17 protein-coding genes are annotated in these 17,018 nt (G+C 67.9%); 5 read left to right on the plus strand and 12 right to left on the minus strand.

The window, feature by feature from the left end:
• Positions 1–7: 7 nt before the first annotated feature.
• The 7 genes from tolB to prmB form a co-directional block, all read right to left on the minus strand.
• The gene (gene tolB, locus D107_RS0109840; RefSeq protein ID WP_038035303.1) at positions 8–1,294 is read right to left on the minus strand and encodes a Tol-Pal system beta propeller repeat protein TolB; all 1,287 of its coding nucleotides are present in this window, start codon (positions 1,292–1,294) and stop codon (positions 8–10) included.
• A gap of 34 nt (positions 1,295–1,328) precedes the next feature.
• Positions 1,329–2,342: a cell envelope integrity protein TolA gene (tolA, locus tag D107_RS0109845; RefSeq protein ID WP_018881361.1), complete on the minus strand. Its 1,014-nt coding sequence runs from the start codon at positions 2,340–2,342 to the stop codon at positions 1,329–1,331.
• Positions 2,343–2,352: 10 nt separating this feature from the next.
• Positions 2,353–2,805, minus strand: a complete 453-nt coding sequence (gene tolR, locus D107_RS0109850; RefSeq protein WP_018867506.1) for a protein TolR — start codon at positions 2,803–2,805, stop codon at positions 2,353–2,355.
• A 3-nt stretch (positions 2,806–2,808) separates the two neighbouring features.
• The gene (gene tolQ, locus D107_RS0109855; RefSeq protein ID WP_018867507.1) at positions 2,809–3,483 is read right to left on the minus strand and encodes a protein TolQ; all 675 of its coding nucleotides are present in this window, start codon (positions 3,481–3,483) and stop codon (positions 2,809–2,811) included.
• 32 nt (positions 3,484–3,515) lie between these two features.
• On the minus strand, positions 3,516–3,935 hold the full coding sequence (gene ybgC, locus D107_RS0109860) for a tol-pal system-associated acyl-CoA thioesterase (RefSeq protein ID WP_018881362.1): 420 nt from the start codon (positions 3,933–3,935) through the stop codon (positions 3,516–3,518).
• A complete protein-coding gene (gene ruvB / locus D107_RS0109865) occupies positions 3,932–4,975 on the minus strand; it encodes a Holliday junction branch migration DNA helicase RuvB (RefSeq protein ID WP_018867509.1) in 1,044 nt (347 codons plus the stop codon). Before ruvB ends, ybgC begins: the two co-directional genes overlap by 4 nt.
• Positions 4,976–5,071: 96 nt before the next feature.
• Positions 5,072–5,965 (minus strand): 50S ribosomal protein L3 N(5)-glutamine methyltransferase, encoded by an 894-nt coding sequence (prmB, locus tag D107_RS0109870; RefSeq protein WP_018878522.1) that lies wholly within the window; start codon positions 5,963–5,965, stop codon positions 5,072–5,074.
• An 82-nt stretch (positions 5,966–6,047) separates the two neighbouring features.
• On the opposite strand from prmB, the gene asd reads away from it, so the two are divergent.
• Positions 6,048–6,902, plus strand: a complete 855-nt coding sequence (gene asd / locus D107_RS0109875; protein ID WP_018867511.1) for an archaetidylserine decarboxylase — start codon at positions 6,048–6,050, stop codon at positions 6,900–6,902.
• A gap of 252 nt (positions 6,903–7,154) precedes the next feature.
• Here asd and D107_RS0109880 read toward each other — a convergent pair whose 3' ends face one another.
• Complete coding sequence (locus D107_RS0109880; RefSeq protein ID WP_018867512.1) at positions 7,155–7,907, minus strand: DUF3581 family protein; 753 nt, start codon at positions 7,905–7,907, stop codon at positions 7,155–7,157.
• A gap of 43 nt (positions 7,908–7,950) precedes the next feature.
• Complete coding sequence (gene recQ, locus D107_RS0109885) at positions 7,951–9,840, minus strand: DNA helicase RecQ (RefSeq protein WP_018881363.1); 1,890 nt, start codon at positions 9,838–9,840, stop codon at positions 7,951–7,953.
• A gap of 176 nt (positions 9,841–10,016) precedes the next feature.
• Here recQ and D107_RS0109890 point away from each other — a divergent pair, with 176 nt between their 5' ends.
• The 4 genes from D107_RS0109890 to D107_RS0109905 all read left to right on the plus strand — a co-directional run bounded on the left by D107_RS0109890 (position 10,017) and on the right by D107_RS0109905 (position 14,218).
• Positions 10,017–10,481 (plus strand): c-type cytochrome, encoded by a 465-nt coding sequence (locus D107_RS0109890; protein WP_017940857.1) that lies wholly within the window; start codon positions 10,017–10,019, stop codon positions 10,479–10,481.
• Positions 10,482–10,494: 13 nt separating this feature from the next.
• Entirely contained in the window at positions 10,495–11,493 is a 999-nt protein-coding gene (locus D107_RS0109895) for a diguanylate cyclase (protein WP_018881364.1), read from the plus strand.
• A 78-nt stretch (positions 11,494–11,571) separates the two neighbouring features.
• Entirely contained in the window at positions 11,572–11,970 is a 399-nt protein-coding gene (locus D107_RS0109900; RefSeq protein WP_018881365.1) for a hypothetical protein, read from the plus strand.
• A gap of 427 nt (positions 11,971–12,397) precedes the next feature.
• Complete coding sequence (locus tag D107_RS0109905; RefSeq protein WP_018867517.1) at positions 12,398–14,218, plus strand: ABC transporter ATP-binding protein/permease; 1,821 nt, start codon at positions 12,398–12,400, stop codon at positions 14,216–14,218.
• 261 nt (positions 14,219–14,479) lie between these two features.
• On the opposite strand, the gene arfB is transcribed toward D107_RS0109905, so the two are convergent.
• The 3 genes from arfB to D107_RS0109920 form a co-directional block, all read right to left on the minus strand.
• The gene (gene arfB, locus D107_RS0109910; protein ID WP_018867518.1) at positions 14,480–14,896 is read right to left on the minus strand and encodes an alternative ribosome rescue aminoacyl-tRNA hydrolase ArfB; all 417 of its coding nucleotides are present in this window, start codon (positions 14,894–14,896) and stop codon (positions 14,480–14,482) included.
• 7 nt (positions 14,897–14,903) lie between these two features.
• Positions 14,904–15,209, minus strand: a complete 306-nt coding sequence (locus D107_RS0109915; RefSeq protein ID WP_018867519.1) for a hypothetical protein — start codon at positions 15,207–15,209, stop codon at positions 14,904–14,906.
• Between the two features lie 166 nt (positions 15,210–15,375).
• Positions 15,376–16,968, minus strand: a complete 1,593-nt coding sequence (locus D107_RS0109920; RefSeq protein WP_018867520.1) for a peptide chain release factor 3 — start codon at positions 16,966–16,968, stop codon at positions 15,376–15,378.
• Between the last annotated feature and the right edge of the window lie 50 nt (positions 16,969–17,018).

The raw sequence follows: 17,018 nt of genomic DNA on the forward strand, positions 1-17,018 counted from the left end.
CCGAAAATCAGTTCAGGGGTGACCAGGCCGGCTCGCGCACCTCGCCTTCGCGGGCGGCCAGACGCTGGTGCACCTGGCCGTCGCGGCTGACGGAACCGAGCACGCCCCGCCCCCCGTCGGTCATGGCATACAGGATCATGCTGCCATTGGGGGCAAAGCTTGGCGACTCTGCATCGCGTCCGTCCGTGAGGCGCGTCACACGGCGGTCATCCAGATCGAGTCGGGCCAGCTGAAATCCGCCGTCACCCCCATGGACATACACCAGCGACCGCCCGTCCGGCGAGATGGTGGCGGCGGCCGCGTAGCCGCTCTCGAAGGTCAGACGCCGCGCATTCCCGCCGCCGGCTGGCTGGGCGTAGATCTGCGGGGCCCCCGCCCGGTCGGAGGTGAAATAGATCGTCTCGCCGTCCGGCGACCAGACCGGCTCGGTCTCGATCGCGCTGGAACGCGTCAGCTGCCGCAGCTCCCCGGAGGCCAGGTCCATCACATAGATATTCGGCGAGCCGTCGCGCGACAGGCTCAGCGCCAGTTGGCGACCGTCCGGGGACCAGGCCGGGGCACTGTTGATCCCGGTGAAGCTGGCGATGCGCGAGCGCTCGCCGGTCTCCACATTCTGGCGAAAGACCTCGGAACGGCGGTTCTCGAACGAGACGTAGACCAGCTCGCGGCCATCCGGGGACCAGTCCGGCGACATGATCGGATCCTCGGAGCGGAACAGAGTCCGCGGATTGGCCCCGTCGGAGTCGGCCACCTCCAGTCGGAACTCGCGCGAGTCGTTCTGGCGCTCGACACTGACGAACGCGATACGCGCGCTGAAGGCGCCCGGGTCGCCGGTGATCTGTTCGTAAACGATGTCCGATACGCGGTGGGCGCCCCTCCGGAGCATGTCCGCCGGCACCGGGATACGCCAGCCACCCAGGCGCTCCTCCGCCAGCACGTCGAACACGTGGAACTCCACGATCACGTTGTCCCCGTCCGGGCGCTTGGAGCCCACCACCAGGTACTCCATGCCGGCGTCGGCCCAGGGCTGCGCGATAAAGTCGGCCGGGCCCGAGGGGGCCCGCGGCAGCCCCTCGCGCTCGACGTCGAACAGACCGCTACGGGTCAGATTCGCGGCCAGGATTCGCCCCACATCCTCGTCCGGGCGGCCCTCACCCTCCCAGGTGAACGGTGCGACCGCGACCGGAATGGCCCCGGTCACACCCTCGGTCACGGTCACTTCCAGCACCGCGTGAGCCTGCGCCGACCACAGCAGCGCCAGCCCCAGCAGCATCGCGTGAATCATTCGTTGCATGGTGCTCCTCGTGGCCCGGTTGGGAGCGGGCCGGTCAGTCGGGCTCGAAACGGATGCGCACCCCGCCGCGCACGGCATCCGCGTCGGGCGGACGCGGCAGCGAGGACAAACGGTCCATGGTCTGGCGGACCGATTCGCAGAAGGCGGACCCGCCCGAGCAGCTCTCGATATCGAAATTGATGATACGCCCGGTCTCATTGACACGCACGAGAACAATGGCACGGTCCGACGCATCCAGACCCGAGGGCTGGCGCCAGCGCCGCTGCACCACCGACTGCACCTGGGCACGCCATTCGTTCAGCTCCTGATCCAGCTGCGCCTGGCGCTCGGCGGCCTCGCGTTGCGCCTGTGCCTCGGCCAGACGTTCGCGCTCGCGCTCCATCGCCTCGCGCCGGCGCTGCTCTTCCAGTTCACGCTCCTGCTCGGCGCGACGCTCGGCCTCCTCCCGCTCGCGGCGTTCGGCCTCCTCGCGTTCGCGCCGCTCCGCCTCTTCCCGCGCCTGGCGCTCCGCCTCCTCGCGCTCCCGCCGCTCGGCTTCCTCGCGTTCGCGCGCCTCCTCGGCCTCACGCCGCGCCTGCTCCGCAGCCTCGCGTTCCTGGCGAATGCGCTCGCGTTCGGCCTCGGCCTCCTCGCGTGCGCGTTGGCGTTCTTCCTCCGCCTCGCGGCGCGCCTGCTCGGCCTCCTCCAGCGCCTGCTGGCGCGCGCGCTCGGCTTCCTCGCGGCGGCGCTGTTCCTCGGCCTGGCGACGTTCCTCCTCGCGCCGGGCCTGCTCCTCGGCACGGCGGCGCTCCTCTTCCGCGCGCAGCTCCTCCGCGATTCGTTCCTGTTCCGCCACCTCGCGCTGGTGCTCGACGCGGTCGAAGGTCTCGGCATCCACCGCGACCGCGTCGATCACCTCGATATCTTCCTGCACCGCGATCTCCACCGCCGCCCGGGTCGAGGTCGGCGACACCAGGCTCACGTTCAGCAGCAACGCCGCGAACAGCACCCCGTGCAGGATCAGGACGAGGAGCAGGCTGAGGGGGTGACGGCGCAGGAGCTCGAACACGGCGTGTGGCTCAGTCCTGGTTGTTACGTGGCGGTTCGGTGATCAAGCCGACACGACCGCCCCCGGCGCGCTGGAGGGCGACCATTGCATCGATCACCCGGCCGTAGTCCACGTTGCGGTCCCCGCGCACGAAGGTCTGGGTGCCCGGATTCTCGGCGAGGAACTCGCGCACGATCTCGGTCATCTCCTGCGGCGCCAGCGGCTCGTTCACGTACGGGCCCTGGTTCAGGCTCATGGCCCCGGAAGCATCCACGGTGACCACCAGTGGCTCGGCCGCGGATGGATCCTCGTCCAGGGCCTCGGCATCGGCCTCCGGCAGATCGACCTCCACCCCCTGCTGCAGCATGGGGGCGGTGATCATGAAGATGATCAGCAGGACCAGCATCACGTCGATGAACGGCACGACGTTGATCTGCGACATGGGCCGCCGCAGGCGGCGGCTGTTGCGACGCGACTCGGCCATGGTTCAGGCCGGCGCCCCGGCGGCGCCCTCGGCCGGCTTACCCGCGCCCTGGCGGTTCAGCAGGGCCACGAACTCGTCGCTGAAGTTCTCCAGGCGCGAGGCCACGCGATCGACGTCCCCGGCAAAGCGGTTGTAGGCGATGACCGCCGGGATGGCCGCGAACAGGCCCAGCGCGGTCGCGATCAGCGCCTCGGCGATCCCCGGGGCGACCATGGCGAGTGTGGCCTGCTGCACCCCGGAGAGCCCGAGAAATGCATGCATGATGCCCCACACGGTCCCGAACAGGCCGATGTACGGGCTGGTGGAGCCAACCGTGGCCAGGAATTGCAGGTAGCGCTCCATCTCGTCGGTCTCGCGGGCGATGGCCACGCGCATCGCGCGATGGGCCGGCTCGCCGGCCACCATGCCGTGCTGGCGGGCACGCAGGAATTCCTTGAAGCCGGAGGAGAACACGTGCTCCATACCGGACATCTCGGACTTGCGGCGTACGCCCTCGTACAGGTGCGAGAGGTCCGCGCCCGACCAGAACCGTTCCTCGAACTCGTCGCTGGCCCGCTGGGCCGCGTTCAGCGAGCGCGCCTTGATGATGATCACCAGCCAGGAGAGCACCGAGGCGATCACCAGGATCACCATGACCAGCTGCACGATCAGACTGGCGTCCATGATCAGCTGGTACATCGAAAAGTCGACTGTCACTTGTCCATCTCCCGTTATGCCGTTGTTCCGTCCGCCGCCCGCATCGCGCGCGCCACTTCATCGGGGATCGCCACCGGCGCCTGCCGGGCCGCATCGACACAGGCAATGGCGACCTCGCCGGTTGCCAGCGCCGTCGCCTCGCGCTGCACGACCTGCGCGAACTCCACGCTGGCGCGACGCATGCGCGTGACCCGGCAGGTGACCGTCAGGGCCTCGTTGAAATGCGCGGGACGCTGCATCTCCACAGCCAGACGCCGCACGGCGAACACAATTCCATACTCGGACCGCAGCCGGTCCTGCTCGAAGCCGAGGGCACGCAGCCATTCGGTACGCGCGCGCTCCATGAATTTCAGGTAATTGGCGTGATAGACCACGCCGCCGGCGTCGGTATCCTCGTAGTACACCCGCACCGGCCACTCGAATGCTGCGGTCATGGCTGGCGCGGGCCCTCCGCCGCGGGCGTCAGCAGATCGCCCTCGTCCATCCGGGTCAGGCCGAACATCGCCAGGGTACGCCGGGTCGCCTGGCGCCCGCGCGGAGTGCGCTGCAGGTAGCCCTGCTGAATCAGGAAGGGCTCGACCACATCCTCCAGCGTGCCACGGTCCTCGTTCATCGCCGTGGCCAGGCTCTCGACCCCGACCGGGCCACCGTCGAACTTCTCCACCAGCACCTCCAGCAGGCGACGGTCCTGGGCATCCAGCCCGGAGGCATCGATCGCCAGCAGGTCGAGCGCCTGCGCTGCCACGTTGTGGGTCACCACGCCATCGGCCCGGACCTGGGCGAAATCCCGCACCCGCCGCAGCAGGCGATTGGCCAGCCGCGGCGTGCCGCGGCCCCGGCGGGCGATCTCCGCGGCCCCCTCGGCCTCGATCCCCACGCCCAGCAAACCGGCCGCGCGATCCACAATATGCGCGAGATCGGTGACAGTGTAATGATCGAGACGCTGCACGATACCGAACCGGTCACGTAACGGGGCCGAAAGCAGCCCCGCGCGGGTGGTCGCGCCCACCAGCGTGAACGGCGGCAGGTCCACCTTGATCGAGCGCGCCGCCGGGCCCTCGCCGATCACGATGTCCAGCTGGCCGTCCTCCAGGGCCGGATACAGCACCTCTTCCACCACCGTCGGCAGGCGGTGGATCTCGTCGACGAACAGGACATCGCGCGGCTCCAGGGCCGTCAGGATGGCGGCCAGGTCACCGGCGCGTTCCAGTACCGGACCAGAGGTCTGGCGCAGGCCCACGCCGAGTTCGTTGGCGACGATGTGCGCCAGCGTGGTCTTGCCCAGCCCGGGCGGGCCGGCGACCAGGGTGTGATCCAGGGCCTCGTCGCGCCGGCGGGCGGCCTCGATGAACAGCCCCAGCTGCTCGACTACGCGGGGCTGGCCGGTGTAGTCCGCGAGCCGCTTCGGGCGCAGGCTGACCTCGGCCCGCTCTTCCTCGGACCGACTCTGCATATCCACCAGACGTGATTCCATAGCCCCGCAGTATGCATCGCCACCGGTGCCGTTTACAGGGCCGTCCGGCGGGTTTTCGGATTCGCGTGCGTTCGAGCGTTCCCGCCCGTAGCGCCGTCAGGCGCCGGGGAGATCGCGGGCGTAGACCAGGAACACCCCGTGCCCGCCCGCCTCGAACTCCAGCCAGATCAGCGGCAGGTCCGGGAAGGCCGCCTCCACCGCGGCCTGACTGTTGCCGACCTCGACGATCAACACGCCGTCTTCCGTCAGGTGTTCGCGGGCCCCGTCCAGGATGCGGCGCACGATATCCAGTCCGTCGCCGCCGGCGGCCAGCCCCAGCGCGGGTTCGTGACGGTATTCGTCCGGCAGGGCCGCCATGTCCTCGGCATCCACGTATGGGGGGTTGGACACAATCAGCTCGTAGCGATCCCCGGGTTCCAGCCCGTCGAACACGTCGGACTGCACAGCGCGCACCTGATCGCCCACCCGGTGGCGCTCGATGTTGATCCCCGCCACCGCCAGCGCATCCGTCGACACATCCGCCAGATCCACCCGCGCCTGCGGCAGCGCCAGGGCCATTGCAATCCCGATACACCCGCCCCCGGTGCACAGATCCAGCGCGCGGGTCACGCCATCGGGGTCGACCCAGGGCTCGAAGCCTGCGGCAATCAGCTCGGCCAGCGGCGAGCGCGGCACCAGCACGCGCTCGTCGACATAGAACGGCAATCCGGCGAACCAGGCCTCGCGGGTCAGATAGGCCGCGGGCTTGCGCGTGGCGACCCGCTCGCGCAGCACCGCGACCACCCGCGTGCGCTCGACCTCGCTCAGGCGGGCATCCCACCAGGACTCGGGCAGATCCAGCGGCAGATGCAGGGTGTGCAGTACCAGCCAGGCGGCCTCGTCGAAGGCGTTGTCGGTGCCATGCCCGAAGCTCAGGCCGGCGCCGCGAAACTGACTGGCGCCGAAGCGAATGAAGTCGCGCAGGCTGCGCAATCCGGTGGTCGAATCCATGCCCGGTCTTTCCGTTACGTGCGAGGGCGGTCATCATACCGTCTCGCTACCGCCCTGTACGTAACCCACCCACGGACTCCGCATGAGCAAGATCGACCCCTGGCTGGCGCGTCTGTCGCACCTGCTGCCCCAGCACGCCCTTTCGCGCGGCGTGCACTGGCTGGCGCGCATCGAGTCGCCGCGCCTGCAGCCCCTGCTGCGCGCCTTCGTGCGCCGCTTCGGCCTGAACCTGGACGAGGCCGCCGAGCCGGACCTCGCGGCCTATGCCAGTTTCAACGCACTGTTCACTCGGGCCCTGCGCGAGGATGCGCGGCCGCTGGAGGGGGACGCCAACACGGTGGTCAGCCCGGCCGATTCGCGCGTCAGCGCGGCCGGGCGCATCGAGGCCGGCCAGATCTTCCAGGCCAAGGGCCATCACTACACCGTGCGCGAGCTGCTGGGTGGCGAGGACGATCTGGCGGAGGCCTTCCGCCACGGACACTTCGTCACCCTGTATCTGTCACCGCGCCACTACCACCGGCTGCACATGCCGCTGACCGGCACCCTGACCCACATGATCCATGTGCCCGGGCGGCTGTTCTCGGTGGCCCCGCGCATCGTGCGCCACGTACCGCGGCTCTACGCCCGCAACGAGCGGGTCGTGGCCTGCTTCGACACGCCTGTCGGACCCATGGCCATGGCCCTGATCGGTGCCCAGAACGTCGGTTCCATCGAGACCGTCTGGGCCGGCGAGGTCACCCCGCCGCGCGGGCGCGAGATCAGCGTAAGCGAGTATCCGGACCGCGATATCACCCTGGAACGCGGGGCCGAGATGGGCCGCTTCAACCTCGGGTCCTCGGTGGTGGTGCTGCTGCCCGACCATCCGCTGAAGCTCGCCGACCACCTGACGCCCGAGACCGAGGTCCAGGTCCGCTCCGCACTCGGCCAGTTCTACTGACTTTTTTCACCACGAAGCACACGAAGGCACGAAGAAGGGCCAGGTCAAGGGCGGTTAACAGGAAGATGGGAAGACTAGAAGTAAAAACGATCGGTTAGATGGACTCGGGGGGCGGCCGGCCATCGAGGGCTATTAACTGCATCGCCCGGATCAGCCGTATCTTGCCTTTCTTCCGATCTTCCCGCCTTCCTGTCCGCTCCAAGCCCTTGACCTTCTTCGTGCCTTCGTGCGCTTCGTGGTGAATAAAAACGTTCAGGCGTGGGCGCGGGCTGCGGTCTGGTTGAAGTAGGCGGCCTTCCAGCTCTCGTAGTCGGCGACGAGTTGCTCGACGTCGGCGGCATCGAACGGGCGCAGGCCGCTCAGCACCAGGTGCTTGCTGCCGTCGGCGACTACGGACTGATCGATCACCAGCTCGTAGTCCAGGCGGATCTCGCCGCGCTTGCCGTTGACGGTCATCACCGCATCCTTCAGGCGCGGCTCCGGCACCCCGGCGCTGGCGGCCAGCGGCTCGGGCAGGCGGAAGCCCATGCGCTCGTACATCACCAGCGGGCGCTTCGGGTTCACCATCACGCCGTGCTCCTCCATCAGCGGCACCAGCACATGCGGGAAGTTCTGCCCGGAGAAGCTCACATAACTGCGGATCAGGGATTCAATCGCGTTGGGCTCGTCGATCACCGCGCCGGAGCGCTCGACCTCGATCACGCTCTTGCCATTGTCGTCGGTAATCGCAAAGGCCTCGCCCGGGGCCTCCGGGAAGATCAGCGGCACGTTGCCCCCCACCATGCCGGTAAAGCGGAAGTGCATGTTCGCGCTCGCGCCGTAGGTATCCAGCACCAGCGCGAACAGCAGATCGCCCGGCACGCAGAAGCGCCGGTTGTCGGCATCGTGAATCGGATTGAAATCGCCGGCGAGCGTCTTGGCAAAGTCACTGCCCTGCTCCGGGGTCACGACCAGTTGACCGTCGCGATGGCGGTAGAAATCCTCAAGGAAGCTTTTGTCGGTCACGCGGTCTCCCCGAAATCGTATTGCGGCGTGGTTTTTCGCACCACTATAGCCCGAAATGCCCCTCGATGGCCTTGATGAAGGCATCGCCATAGCGCTCCAGCTTGTGCTGGCCGACCCCGGAGATCCCGGCCATCTCGTCACGGCTGCGCGGGGCGGCCGCAACCATCTCCAGCAGCGTGGCATCACTGAAGATCACGTAGGGCGGCACCCCCTGATCGCGCGCAAGGTCGGTGCGCAATGCGCGCAGGGCCTCCCACAGCGCGCGGTCCTCGCTGTCCATCGCCGCCACACTGCGGGCGGTGTCGCGGCGGGCCGGGCGGGCCGTGCGCGCCTCGCGTTCCGGGCGCGCCACCTCCTCGCGCAGGTGGATCGAATCCTCGCCGCGCAGCACCGGGCGACAGGCCGGGTCCAGCTTCAGCCCGCCGTAGCCCTCCTCGTCCAGACGCAGCAGACCGCGGGCGAGCAGCTGACGCACCACGCCGCGCCACTGCGCCTTGTCCAGTTCCTTGCCGATCCCGAAGGTGCTCAGGCGGTCGTGACCGAGGCGGCTCAGGCGTTCGCTCGCGGAGCCGCGCAGCACGTCGATCACGTGCCCCGCGCCGAAGCGCTCGCCGGTGCGGTAGATGCAGGACAGGAGCTTCTGCACCGGGACACTGGCATCCCAGGTGGCCGGCGGCTGCATGCAGTTGTCGCAGGTCCCGCAGGGCTCGGGCATGCGCTCGTCGAAGTAGGCAAGCAGGGCCTGGCGCCGGCAACTGGTGATCTCGCAGAACCCGAGCATCGCCTCCAGCTTTTGCTGCTCGATGCGCTGGCGCTCGGCGCCGGCCTGCGAGCCCTCCAGCATCTGGCGCAGGGTGACCACATCCTGCAGGCCATAGACCATCCAGGCATTCGCGGGCAGGCCGTCGCGCCCGGCGCGGCCGGTCTCCTGGTAGTAGCCCTCCAGGCTCTTGGGCAGGTTCAGGTGAGCCACGAAGCGCACGTTCGGCTTGTCGATACCCATACCGAAGGCGATGGTCGCCACCATCACCACGCCCTCCTCGCGCAGGAATCGGGTCTGGTTAGCCGCGCGGGTCGCCGCCGGCAGACCCGCGTGATAGGGCAGCGCGGTAATGCCCTGCTCCACCAGCCACTCGGCCACGGCCTCGACCTTCTTGCGCGACAGGCAGTAGACGATACCGGCCTCGCCCGCGTGTTCCTCGCGGATGAAGCGCAGCAGCCGGTCGCGTGCGGAACCGCCGCGCCCCCCGTCGGCCTGGGCGATGCGGTAGCGGATATTGGGGCGATCGAACGAGCTGACAAAGGCACGGGCCTGCTCCAGGCGCAGCCGCTCGCGGATCTCCTGGCGAGTGGGCCCGTCCGCCGTCGCCGTCAGGGCCAGACGCGGCACCTGCGGGAAGCGTTCGGCCAGCACCGCCAGCTGGCTGTACTCCGGGCGGAAGTCATGCCCCCATTGCGAGACGCAGTGGGCCTCGTCGATGGCGAACAGCGCCAGCTCGATACCCTCCAGGCGCTCCAGCATGCCCGCGGCGAACAGGCGCTCCGGCGACATGTACAGCAGATCCAGTTCGCCCGCATGCAGCGCGGCCAGCACGGAGCGGGCCTCGTCCGCCTTCTGGCCGGAATCCAGACTGGCGGCCGCCACGCCGTTCTGGCGCAGGGCCGCCACCTGATCCTGCATCAGCGCGATCAGCGGCGAGATCACGATGCCGCACCCGGGCCGCGCCAGCGCGGGGATCTGGTAGCACAGCGACTTGCCGCCGCCGGTGGGCATCAGCACCACGGCGTCGCCACCCGCGGTCACATGCTCGACGATGGCCTGTTGCTGACCGCGAAATTCCGTGTAGCCGAAGGTCTCGCGCAGGATCTCCAGTGGCGCCGCCGCCGGAGCGCTTCCCTGCGCTTCTCCAGCTGCAAGACCCGAGGGTTCCAATGGACGTACTCCAGACGGGAAGACAAGCCACGAAGACTGCCGAATGCCCGCCACCGCTGCAAGCCACCAGCGCCACAACCGCCCCGCGCCGGCCGCAATCCCTCCCGGTGCGCAGTCGCCCGCCGTGACCCGCCGCGATAAACTCCCCACCTGAATACCAAAATCCAGGATGCCCGATGCCGACAACCGCCCGCCTCCTGCCCGCCGCCTTGCTGGCCCTGTTCGCGTTGACCGCCTGTTCCGACGCCCCGGAACCGGACACCGCCGCCGAGCCGCCTGCGCAGGCATCCAGCGAAGACTCGAGCGCGGCCTCCGGCTCCACCGCGCAGCTCGACTACAGCCTGCCGCCAGAGGACTTCGCCGCCGACCCCGAGGCCGGGCGCTCGCTGTTCCGCGCCAACTGCATGCAGTGCCACGGCGAGGACGCCCGCGGCACCGACCAGGGCCCGCCGCTGATCCACCGCATCTACGAGCCTTCGCACCACCCGGACATCACCTTCCATCGCGCCGTGGCCCTGGGCGTGCACGCGCACCACTGGGACTTTGGCGACATGCCGCCGGTGGCCGGGGTCACCGGTGAGGAGACCGCCCACATCATCGCCTGGATCCGCCAGGAACAGCGCGCCGTCGGCATCGACTGAACACAACCCGTACATGACAGATCCACGCACGGAGGCGATCCGCGGCACGGTTCACGCCTACCTGGACGCCTGGCTGCGCCAGCGCGATCTCGCGGCCCTGCTGCGCTTTCACACCCCTGGGGTCAGCGGCTTTGGCACCGGTGCCGACGAGGCCGCCTTCAACCCCGAAGAGGTCGAACGCATCGCCGGGCGCGACATCGAACAGGTACCGGAGCCCTTCGACTTCGCGATCCACCGCGAGGAGATCCGACTGCTGACGGATGACGTGGCGCTGATCATGCTGATCTTCGACATGATCCTGGATACCCGCGGGCAGCGGGTCCGACTGAACGGCCTGCGGGCCAGCCTGGTGCTGCACGCGACCGCCGACGGCTGGCGCCTGGAGCACCTGCATGGCTCCTTCCCCGCGAGCGTCCATGGAGACGACGAACCCTACCCGGTGAAGGAGCTGGAGGAGCGCGCACAGGTGCTCGAACGCCTGGTACGGGAACGCACGCACTCCCTGGAGGCCGCCCAGCAACACCTGGAACACCTCGCCACCACCGACCCGCTGACCGGATTGAACAACCGCATGAAGGCCAGCGAGGCCCTGGCCGAAGAGATCCTGAGGGCCGAGCGTCACGCGAGCCCGCTCAGCGTAATCCTGCTGGACCTTGATCACTTCAAGCCGATCAACGATACCCTGGGACATGGTCGCGGCGACGCGGTACTGACCGCGGTCGGGCGGCTGATCACGGGCCGTATCCGCGCCACTGATCGGGCCGCGCGCTGGGGTGGCGAGGAGTTCCTCATTCTCTGCCCGCAAGACGACATCGCCGCCGCAGTCCGGCTGGCCGAGGACCTGCGCCAGTGCCTGGAGATCCACGACTTCCAGACCGGACAGCCACTGACCGCCAGCTTCGGCGTCGCCCAGCTGGAGCCCGGCGAGAGCGCTGAGTCCCTGGTAGACCGGGCCGACCGTGCCCTGTACGCGGCCAAGCACGCCGGGCGCAACCGGGTCCAGGGCGCGTGAAATCAATCCGGCCCCGGGGGCGTCCCGCCCGGTAACCGCAGGAACGCATTCACCCCGATCGGCAAAAGGAGCCTTGCCATGTGCACGAAGAGACTGACCCTCGCCACCCTTATGGGCCTTCTGGCCCTGCCCGCTCAGGCAAACCCGGTCGACATCCTGGAGGCCCAGCTGCATGCCAGCGGCCCGAACCAGTGGCGGGTCGCCGTCACCGTGGAGCATCCCGATACCGGCTGGGATCACTATGCCGATGCCTGGCGTGTGCTGGACGCCGATGGGAACGTCCTCGGTGAACGCATCCTGCACCACCCGCATGTCAACGAGCAGCCGTTTACCCGCAGCCTGCGCCGGCTGTCGATCCCCGATGACACGCGCTTCCTGCAGATCGAGGCCCGCTGCTCGCAGGACGGCTGGAGTCACCAGCGCCTGCGGATCGACCTGGAACAGGACCGGGGCGAGGGCTTCCGCATCCACCGGTGAGATGCGCGGCCGGGCCGCACCGGGCCGGGGAGCCGCCACGGAACGCGCGCCCATGTGCGTACCCGGCGGGGACCTCCTAGGGAGACGCTGATTTAATCGCACGTCCGCGCTCGAGTCGCTTTTGCGTGCGAACAAGGCGCGGTGACTGCCGTGCAGTCATTCTGCACAAGGGAACCGCAACGCCGTTCCCGCGCCCGTTTTTGATCAACAACGGGCGGCCGAGCCGCTGCTTTCAATGGCTTGTGGGGTTGGTGCCCCCTGTTCCCCGATCCTGCGTTGCGCCCCGAATCCATCAGAAACGGGCGGGTAGAACCACTACCCGCTGCACGACGCACCTTGTCTCGGAAAACAGGGGGCACCAACGCGGACGTGCGTTTATATCAGCGTCTCCCTAAAGTAGGCAGCCTACCCAGCCCCGGATTCCTCCATGCGCGGTCACTCCAGCGTGCACGATGCGCCCGACGACGCGATCAACTGGCGCATCGTTCGCTCCCTGTTCCCCTATCTCGCGGAGTTCCGCGGCCGGCTGTTCCTGGCCCTGGGCCTGATGGGCCTGGCCAAGCTGGCAACCGTGCTGGTCCCGCTGGCGCTGAAGTACATCGTCGACCACTTCGAGGACGGCGGCACCGAGGCGCTGGTCGCGGTCCCGGTGGCGCTGGTGATCGCCTACGGCCTGCTGCGCTTCGGCAGTACCCTGTTCGGCGAGCTGCGCGACGCGGTCTTTGTGCGCGTGGCCGAGCGGGCCATGCGGCGCGCGGCCCTGCGGGTATTCGAGCACCTCCACCGGCTCGAGCTGAGCTTCCACCTGGCGCGCGAGACCGGTGGCCTGGCACGCGACATCGAGCGCGGCACCAGCGGCATCAGCTTCCTGCTGCGCTTCATGGTGTTCAACATCCTGCCGACCATCATCGAGATCGCGCTGGTCGCGGTGATCCTGCTGGTGGCGGTCGGTCCGGTCTTCACCGTCACCGTGATCCTCGCGGTGGCCGCCTACATCGCCTGGTCGGTATGGATTACCGAGTGGCGTACCCGCTTCGTGCGCGAGGCCAACCAGCGCGACAACGAGTCCAACACCCGCGCGATCGACTCGCTGCTGAACTACGAAACGGTGAAGTACTTCGGCAACGAGGGCTTCGAGGCCCGGCGCTACGACGAGGGCCTGGCCACCTGGGAACAGGCGCGCACCAAGAACGTACTGTCGCTGGTGCTGCTGAACTCCGGCCAGGCCCTGATCATCGCCGCCGCGATCACCGTGATGATGCTGCTGGCCGCCAGCCGGGTGGCCTCGGGACAGATGTCACTGGGCGATCTGGTGATGGTCAATGCCTACATGATCCAGCTGTTCATGCCGCTGAACTTTCTCGGCTTCGTCTACCGCGAGATCCGCCAGTCGCTGGCGAACATCGAGCGCCTGTTTGGCCTGCTGGAAAAACCGGTACAGGTCGAGGACCGGCCCGGCGCGCCGGATCTCGACGTCGCGGAGGGGCATGTGCGCTTCGAGCAGGTCGCCTTCCACTACCAGCCGGAGCGCCCGATCCTCGAGGACGTATCACTGGAAATCCCAGCCGGGCACAAGCTGGCGGTCGTCGGGCCCAGCGGGGCCGGGAAGTCCACGCTCGCACGCCTGCTGTTCCGGTTCTTCGACGTGACGGACGGGCGCATCACTATCGACGGCCAGGATATCCGCGAGGTGACCCAGCAAAGCCTGCGCAGTGCGATCGGCGTGGTCCCGCAGGATACCGTGCTGTTCAACGCGAGCATTCGCTACAACATCGCCTATGGTGATCCGGAGGCCTCCGAGGAGGCCATCCGGCGCGCGGTGCGTCTGGCGCACCTGGACGATTTCATCCAGCGCCTGCCCGACGGCCTGGATACGGTCGTCGGCGAACGCGGCCTCAAGGTCTCCGGCGGCGAGAAGCAACGCATCGCCATCGCCCGCATGCTGCTGAAGGACCCGCCGATCCTGGTCTTCGACGAGGCCACCTCGTCCCTGGACTCGGGCTCGGAGAAGGCGATCCTGCAGGCGCTGAACGAGGTCTCGGCGCGGCGCACCACGCTGGTCATCGCACATCGCCTGTCGACCGTGAAGGATGCCGAGCAGATCGTGGTCCTCGATCAGGGACGCGTGGTCGAACGCGGCACCCACCGCGAACTCCTCGCGGCGGGCGGCGCCTACGCCCGCCTGTGGCAACACCAGCAGGAACACGAACCCGCGCCCGTCGATCCGCGCCCGAATGCCGGGACCTGAACCCTTTTATTCACCACGAAGCACACGAAGGCACGAAGGAATTCAAGGGCGGTTAACAGGAAGGTACGAAGACGGGAAGATGAATAGGGTGCGTCTCCCAGAGCCCCTGATGCCCGGGCGCGCGGATGTGGCCAGCCGGTGCCCGGCGCCCCAACCAGAAATCCTTCCGACCTTCCCGTCTTCCTGTCCGCTTTTATGCCATTGACCTGGCCCTTCTTCGTGCCTTCGTGTGCTTCGTGGTGAATAAAGAGCTCTTGGCAGTCAGTCGGGATCGACGCGGCCGCGCAGGGCCTTCTTGCGGCCGCGGTGGGTCTTGCCCTCCAGGCGGCGCAGCTTGGAGGCGCGCGTGGGGCGCGTCGGCTTGCGCGCCTTGATCGGGCGACCCACCTCGCGCAGCAGCTCCGCCAGGCGCTCCAGCGCATCCTCGCGGTTGGCTTCCTGAGTACGGTACTGCTGCGCCTTGAGCACGACCACGCCGTCCTTGGTGATGCGCTGGTCATGGCGGCGCAGCAGGCGCTCCTTGTAGACGTCGGGCAGGCTGGAGGCGCGGATATCGAAGCGCAGATGAATGGCCGAGGCCACCTTGTTCACGTTCTGCCCGCCGGCCCCCTGGGCACGGATCGCGGTCAGCTCGATCTCGTGCTCGGGGACGCTCACGCTGTTGGAAATGCGCAGCATCGGGGAATCAGCGGAAATCGCCGCCATGGATGCGGCCATCCGCGTCCAGTTCGGCGAAGAAGCGGCTGTTATCCGTGCGGTATTCCTGGGTCACGATGTCGCCGGGCAGCACCAGCATCACGTCGGGGTAGACGCGCTCGAACTCCTCGGGCGTCGGCCGACTCTCGAGGAAGTGCAGGAACGGGTTCATCCGCTCGACCGTACCCGGTCGCGGCTCGGGTCCATCGCCCCGGGTCTCGGTCTTGTGCACCGCGCAGCCGCCAACCACCAGCGCCACGACCACGCCAATCACAGACAAGAATCGAAACGCCATATTCTCCTCCTGCACCACACAACTGCACCGTCATTGCGAGGCGTCGAAGACACCGTGGCAATCGCCTCAAGCTGGCATCAAGCCCGGGGCCGCTGATTTCGGATGGAGTTCGCCACGTCGCTTCGCTCCTCCCGATGGCGGTTCCAGTGCACCCCGGAGCGGCGATCTACTCCGTCGGCTGGCCGTGCTCGCGGGTCGCCTCGAAGCGGATCTCCGGCCATTTTTCCATCGCCATCTGCAGGTTCACCCGAGTCGGGGCGATATAGACCAGATCGCCACCGTGATCGATCGCCAGGTTCGCCGCGGCCTTCTCCCTGAACTCCTCGAGTTTCTTCGGGTCGTCGCACTCGACCCAGCGCGCGGTCTGGACGTTCACGTTCTCGAACTGCGCCTCGACCTTGTACTCGGTACGCAGGCGCTCGGCGACCACGTCGAACTGCAGCACGCCGACCGCGCCCAGGATCAGGTCGTTGTTGGTCAGCGGGCGGTAGAGCTGGGTCGCACCCTCCTCGCACAACTCCTGCAGGCCCTTGGCGAGCTGCTTCATCTTCAGCGGGTCCTTCAGCTGCGCGCGCCGGAACAGCTCCGGGGCGAAGTTGGGCACGCCGGTGAAGGTCAGGTCCTCGCCCTGGGTGAAGGTATCCCCGATGCGGATGGTGCCGTGGTTGTGAATGCCGATGATGTCGCCCGGATAGGCGGTCTCCACATGCTCGCGGTCGGAGGCCAGGAAGGTCAGCGCATCCGGGATCTTCACGTCGCGCCCGATCCGCACGTGACGCAGCTTCGCGCCCTTGTCGAAGGTGCCGGAACAGATGCGCATGAAGGCGATGCGGTCACGGTGATTCGGATCCATGTTCGCCTGGATCTTGAACACGAAGCCGGTGAACTTCTCCTCGGTCGGCTCGACCTTGCGCGAGTGTGTCGGACGCGGCAGCGGACCCGGGGCGTATTCGACGAAATCGTCCAGCAACTCCTCGATGCCGAAGTTGTTGATCGCGGAGCCGAAGAACACCGGGGTCTGCTCGCCGCGCAGGTAGGCGTCCGCGTCGAACGCGTGCGAGGCGCCCTGCACCAGCTCGAGCTCCTCGCGCAGCTCCTGCGCCTGATCGCCCAGCACCTCGTCCAGGCGCGGATTGTCCAGGCCCTCGATGATCTCGCCGGTGGACTTCTTCCCACCCTGCTCGGGATCGTACAGGTGCACCGCGTCGCGACGGATATGGTAGACGCCACGGAAGCGCTTGCCGGAGCCGATCGGCCAGGTGACCGGGGCGCACTCGATCTTCAGTACCTCCTCGACCTCGTCGAGAAGCTCGATCGGGTCGCGGCCCTCGCGGTCCATCTTGTTGACGAAGGTCATGATCGGCGTGTCGCGCAGCCGGCAGACCTCCATCAGCTTGATGGTGCGTTCTTCCACGCCCTTGGCCGCGTCGATCACCATCAACGCGGAGTCCACCGCGGTCAGCGTGCGGTAGGTGTCCTCGGAGAAGTCCGCGTGCCCGGGGGTGTCCAGCAGATTCACCATGCGCCCCTTGTACGGGTACTGCATCACGGACGAGGTGACCGAGATCCCGCGCGACTTCTCCATCTCCATCCAGTCGGAGGTGGCATGGCGCGACGACTTGCGCCCCTTGACCGTACCGGCGAGCTGGATCGCGCCGCCGTACAGCAGGAGCTTTTCGGTCATGGTGGTCTTGCCGGCGTCCGGGTGCGAGATGATCGCGAAGGTCCGGCGTCGGCGGGTTTCCTCGATAAAGGACATGCATTCGGGCCGCTGGGAACAGCCCGCAAGTTTAACGCGAAATCGGGGGT

This window comes from Thioalkalivibrio sp. ALE30 (assembly GCF_000377465.1).
Classification (GTDB): Bacteria; Pseudomonadota; Gammaproteobacteria; order Ectothiorhodospirales; family Ectothiorhodospiraceae; genus Thioalkalivibrio.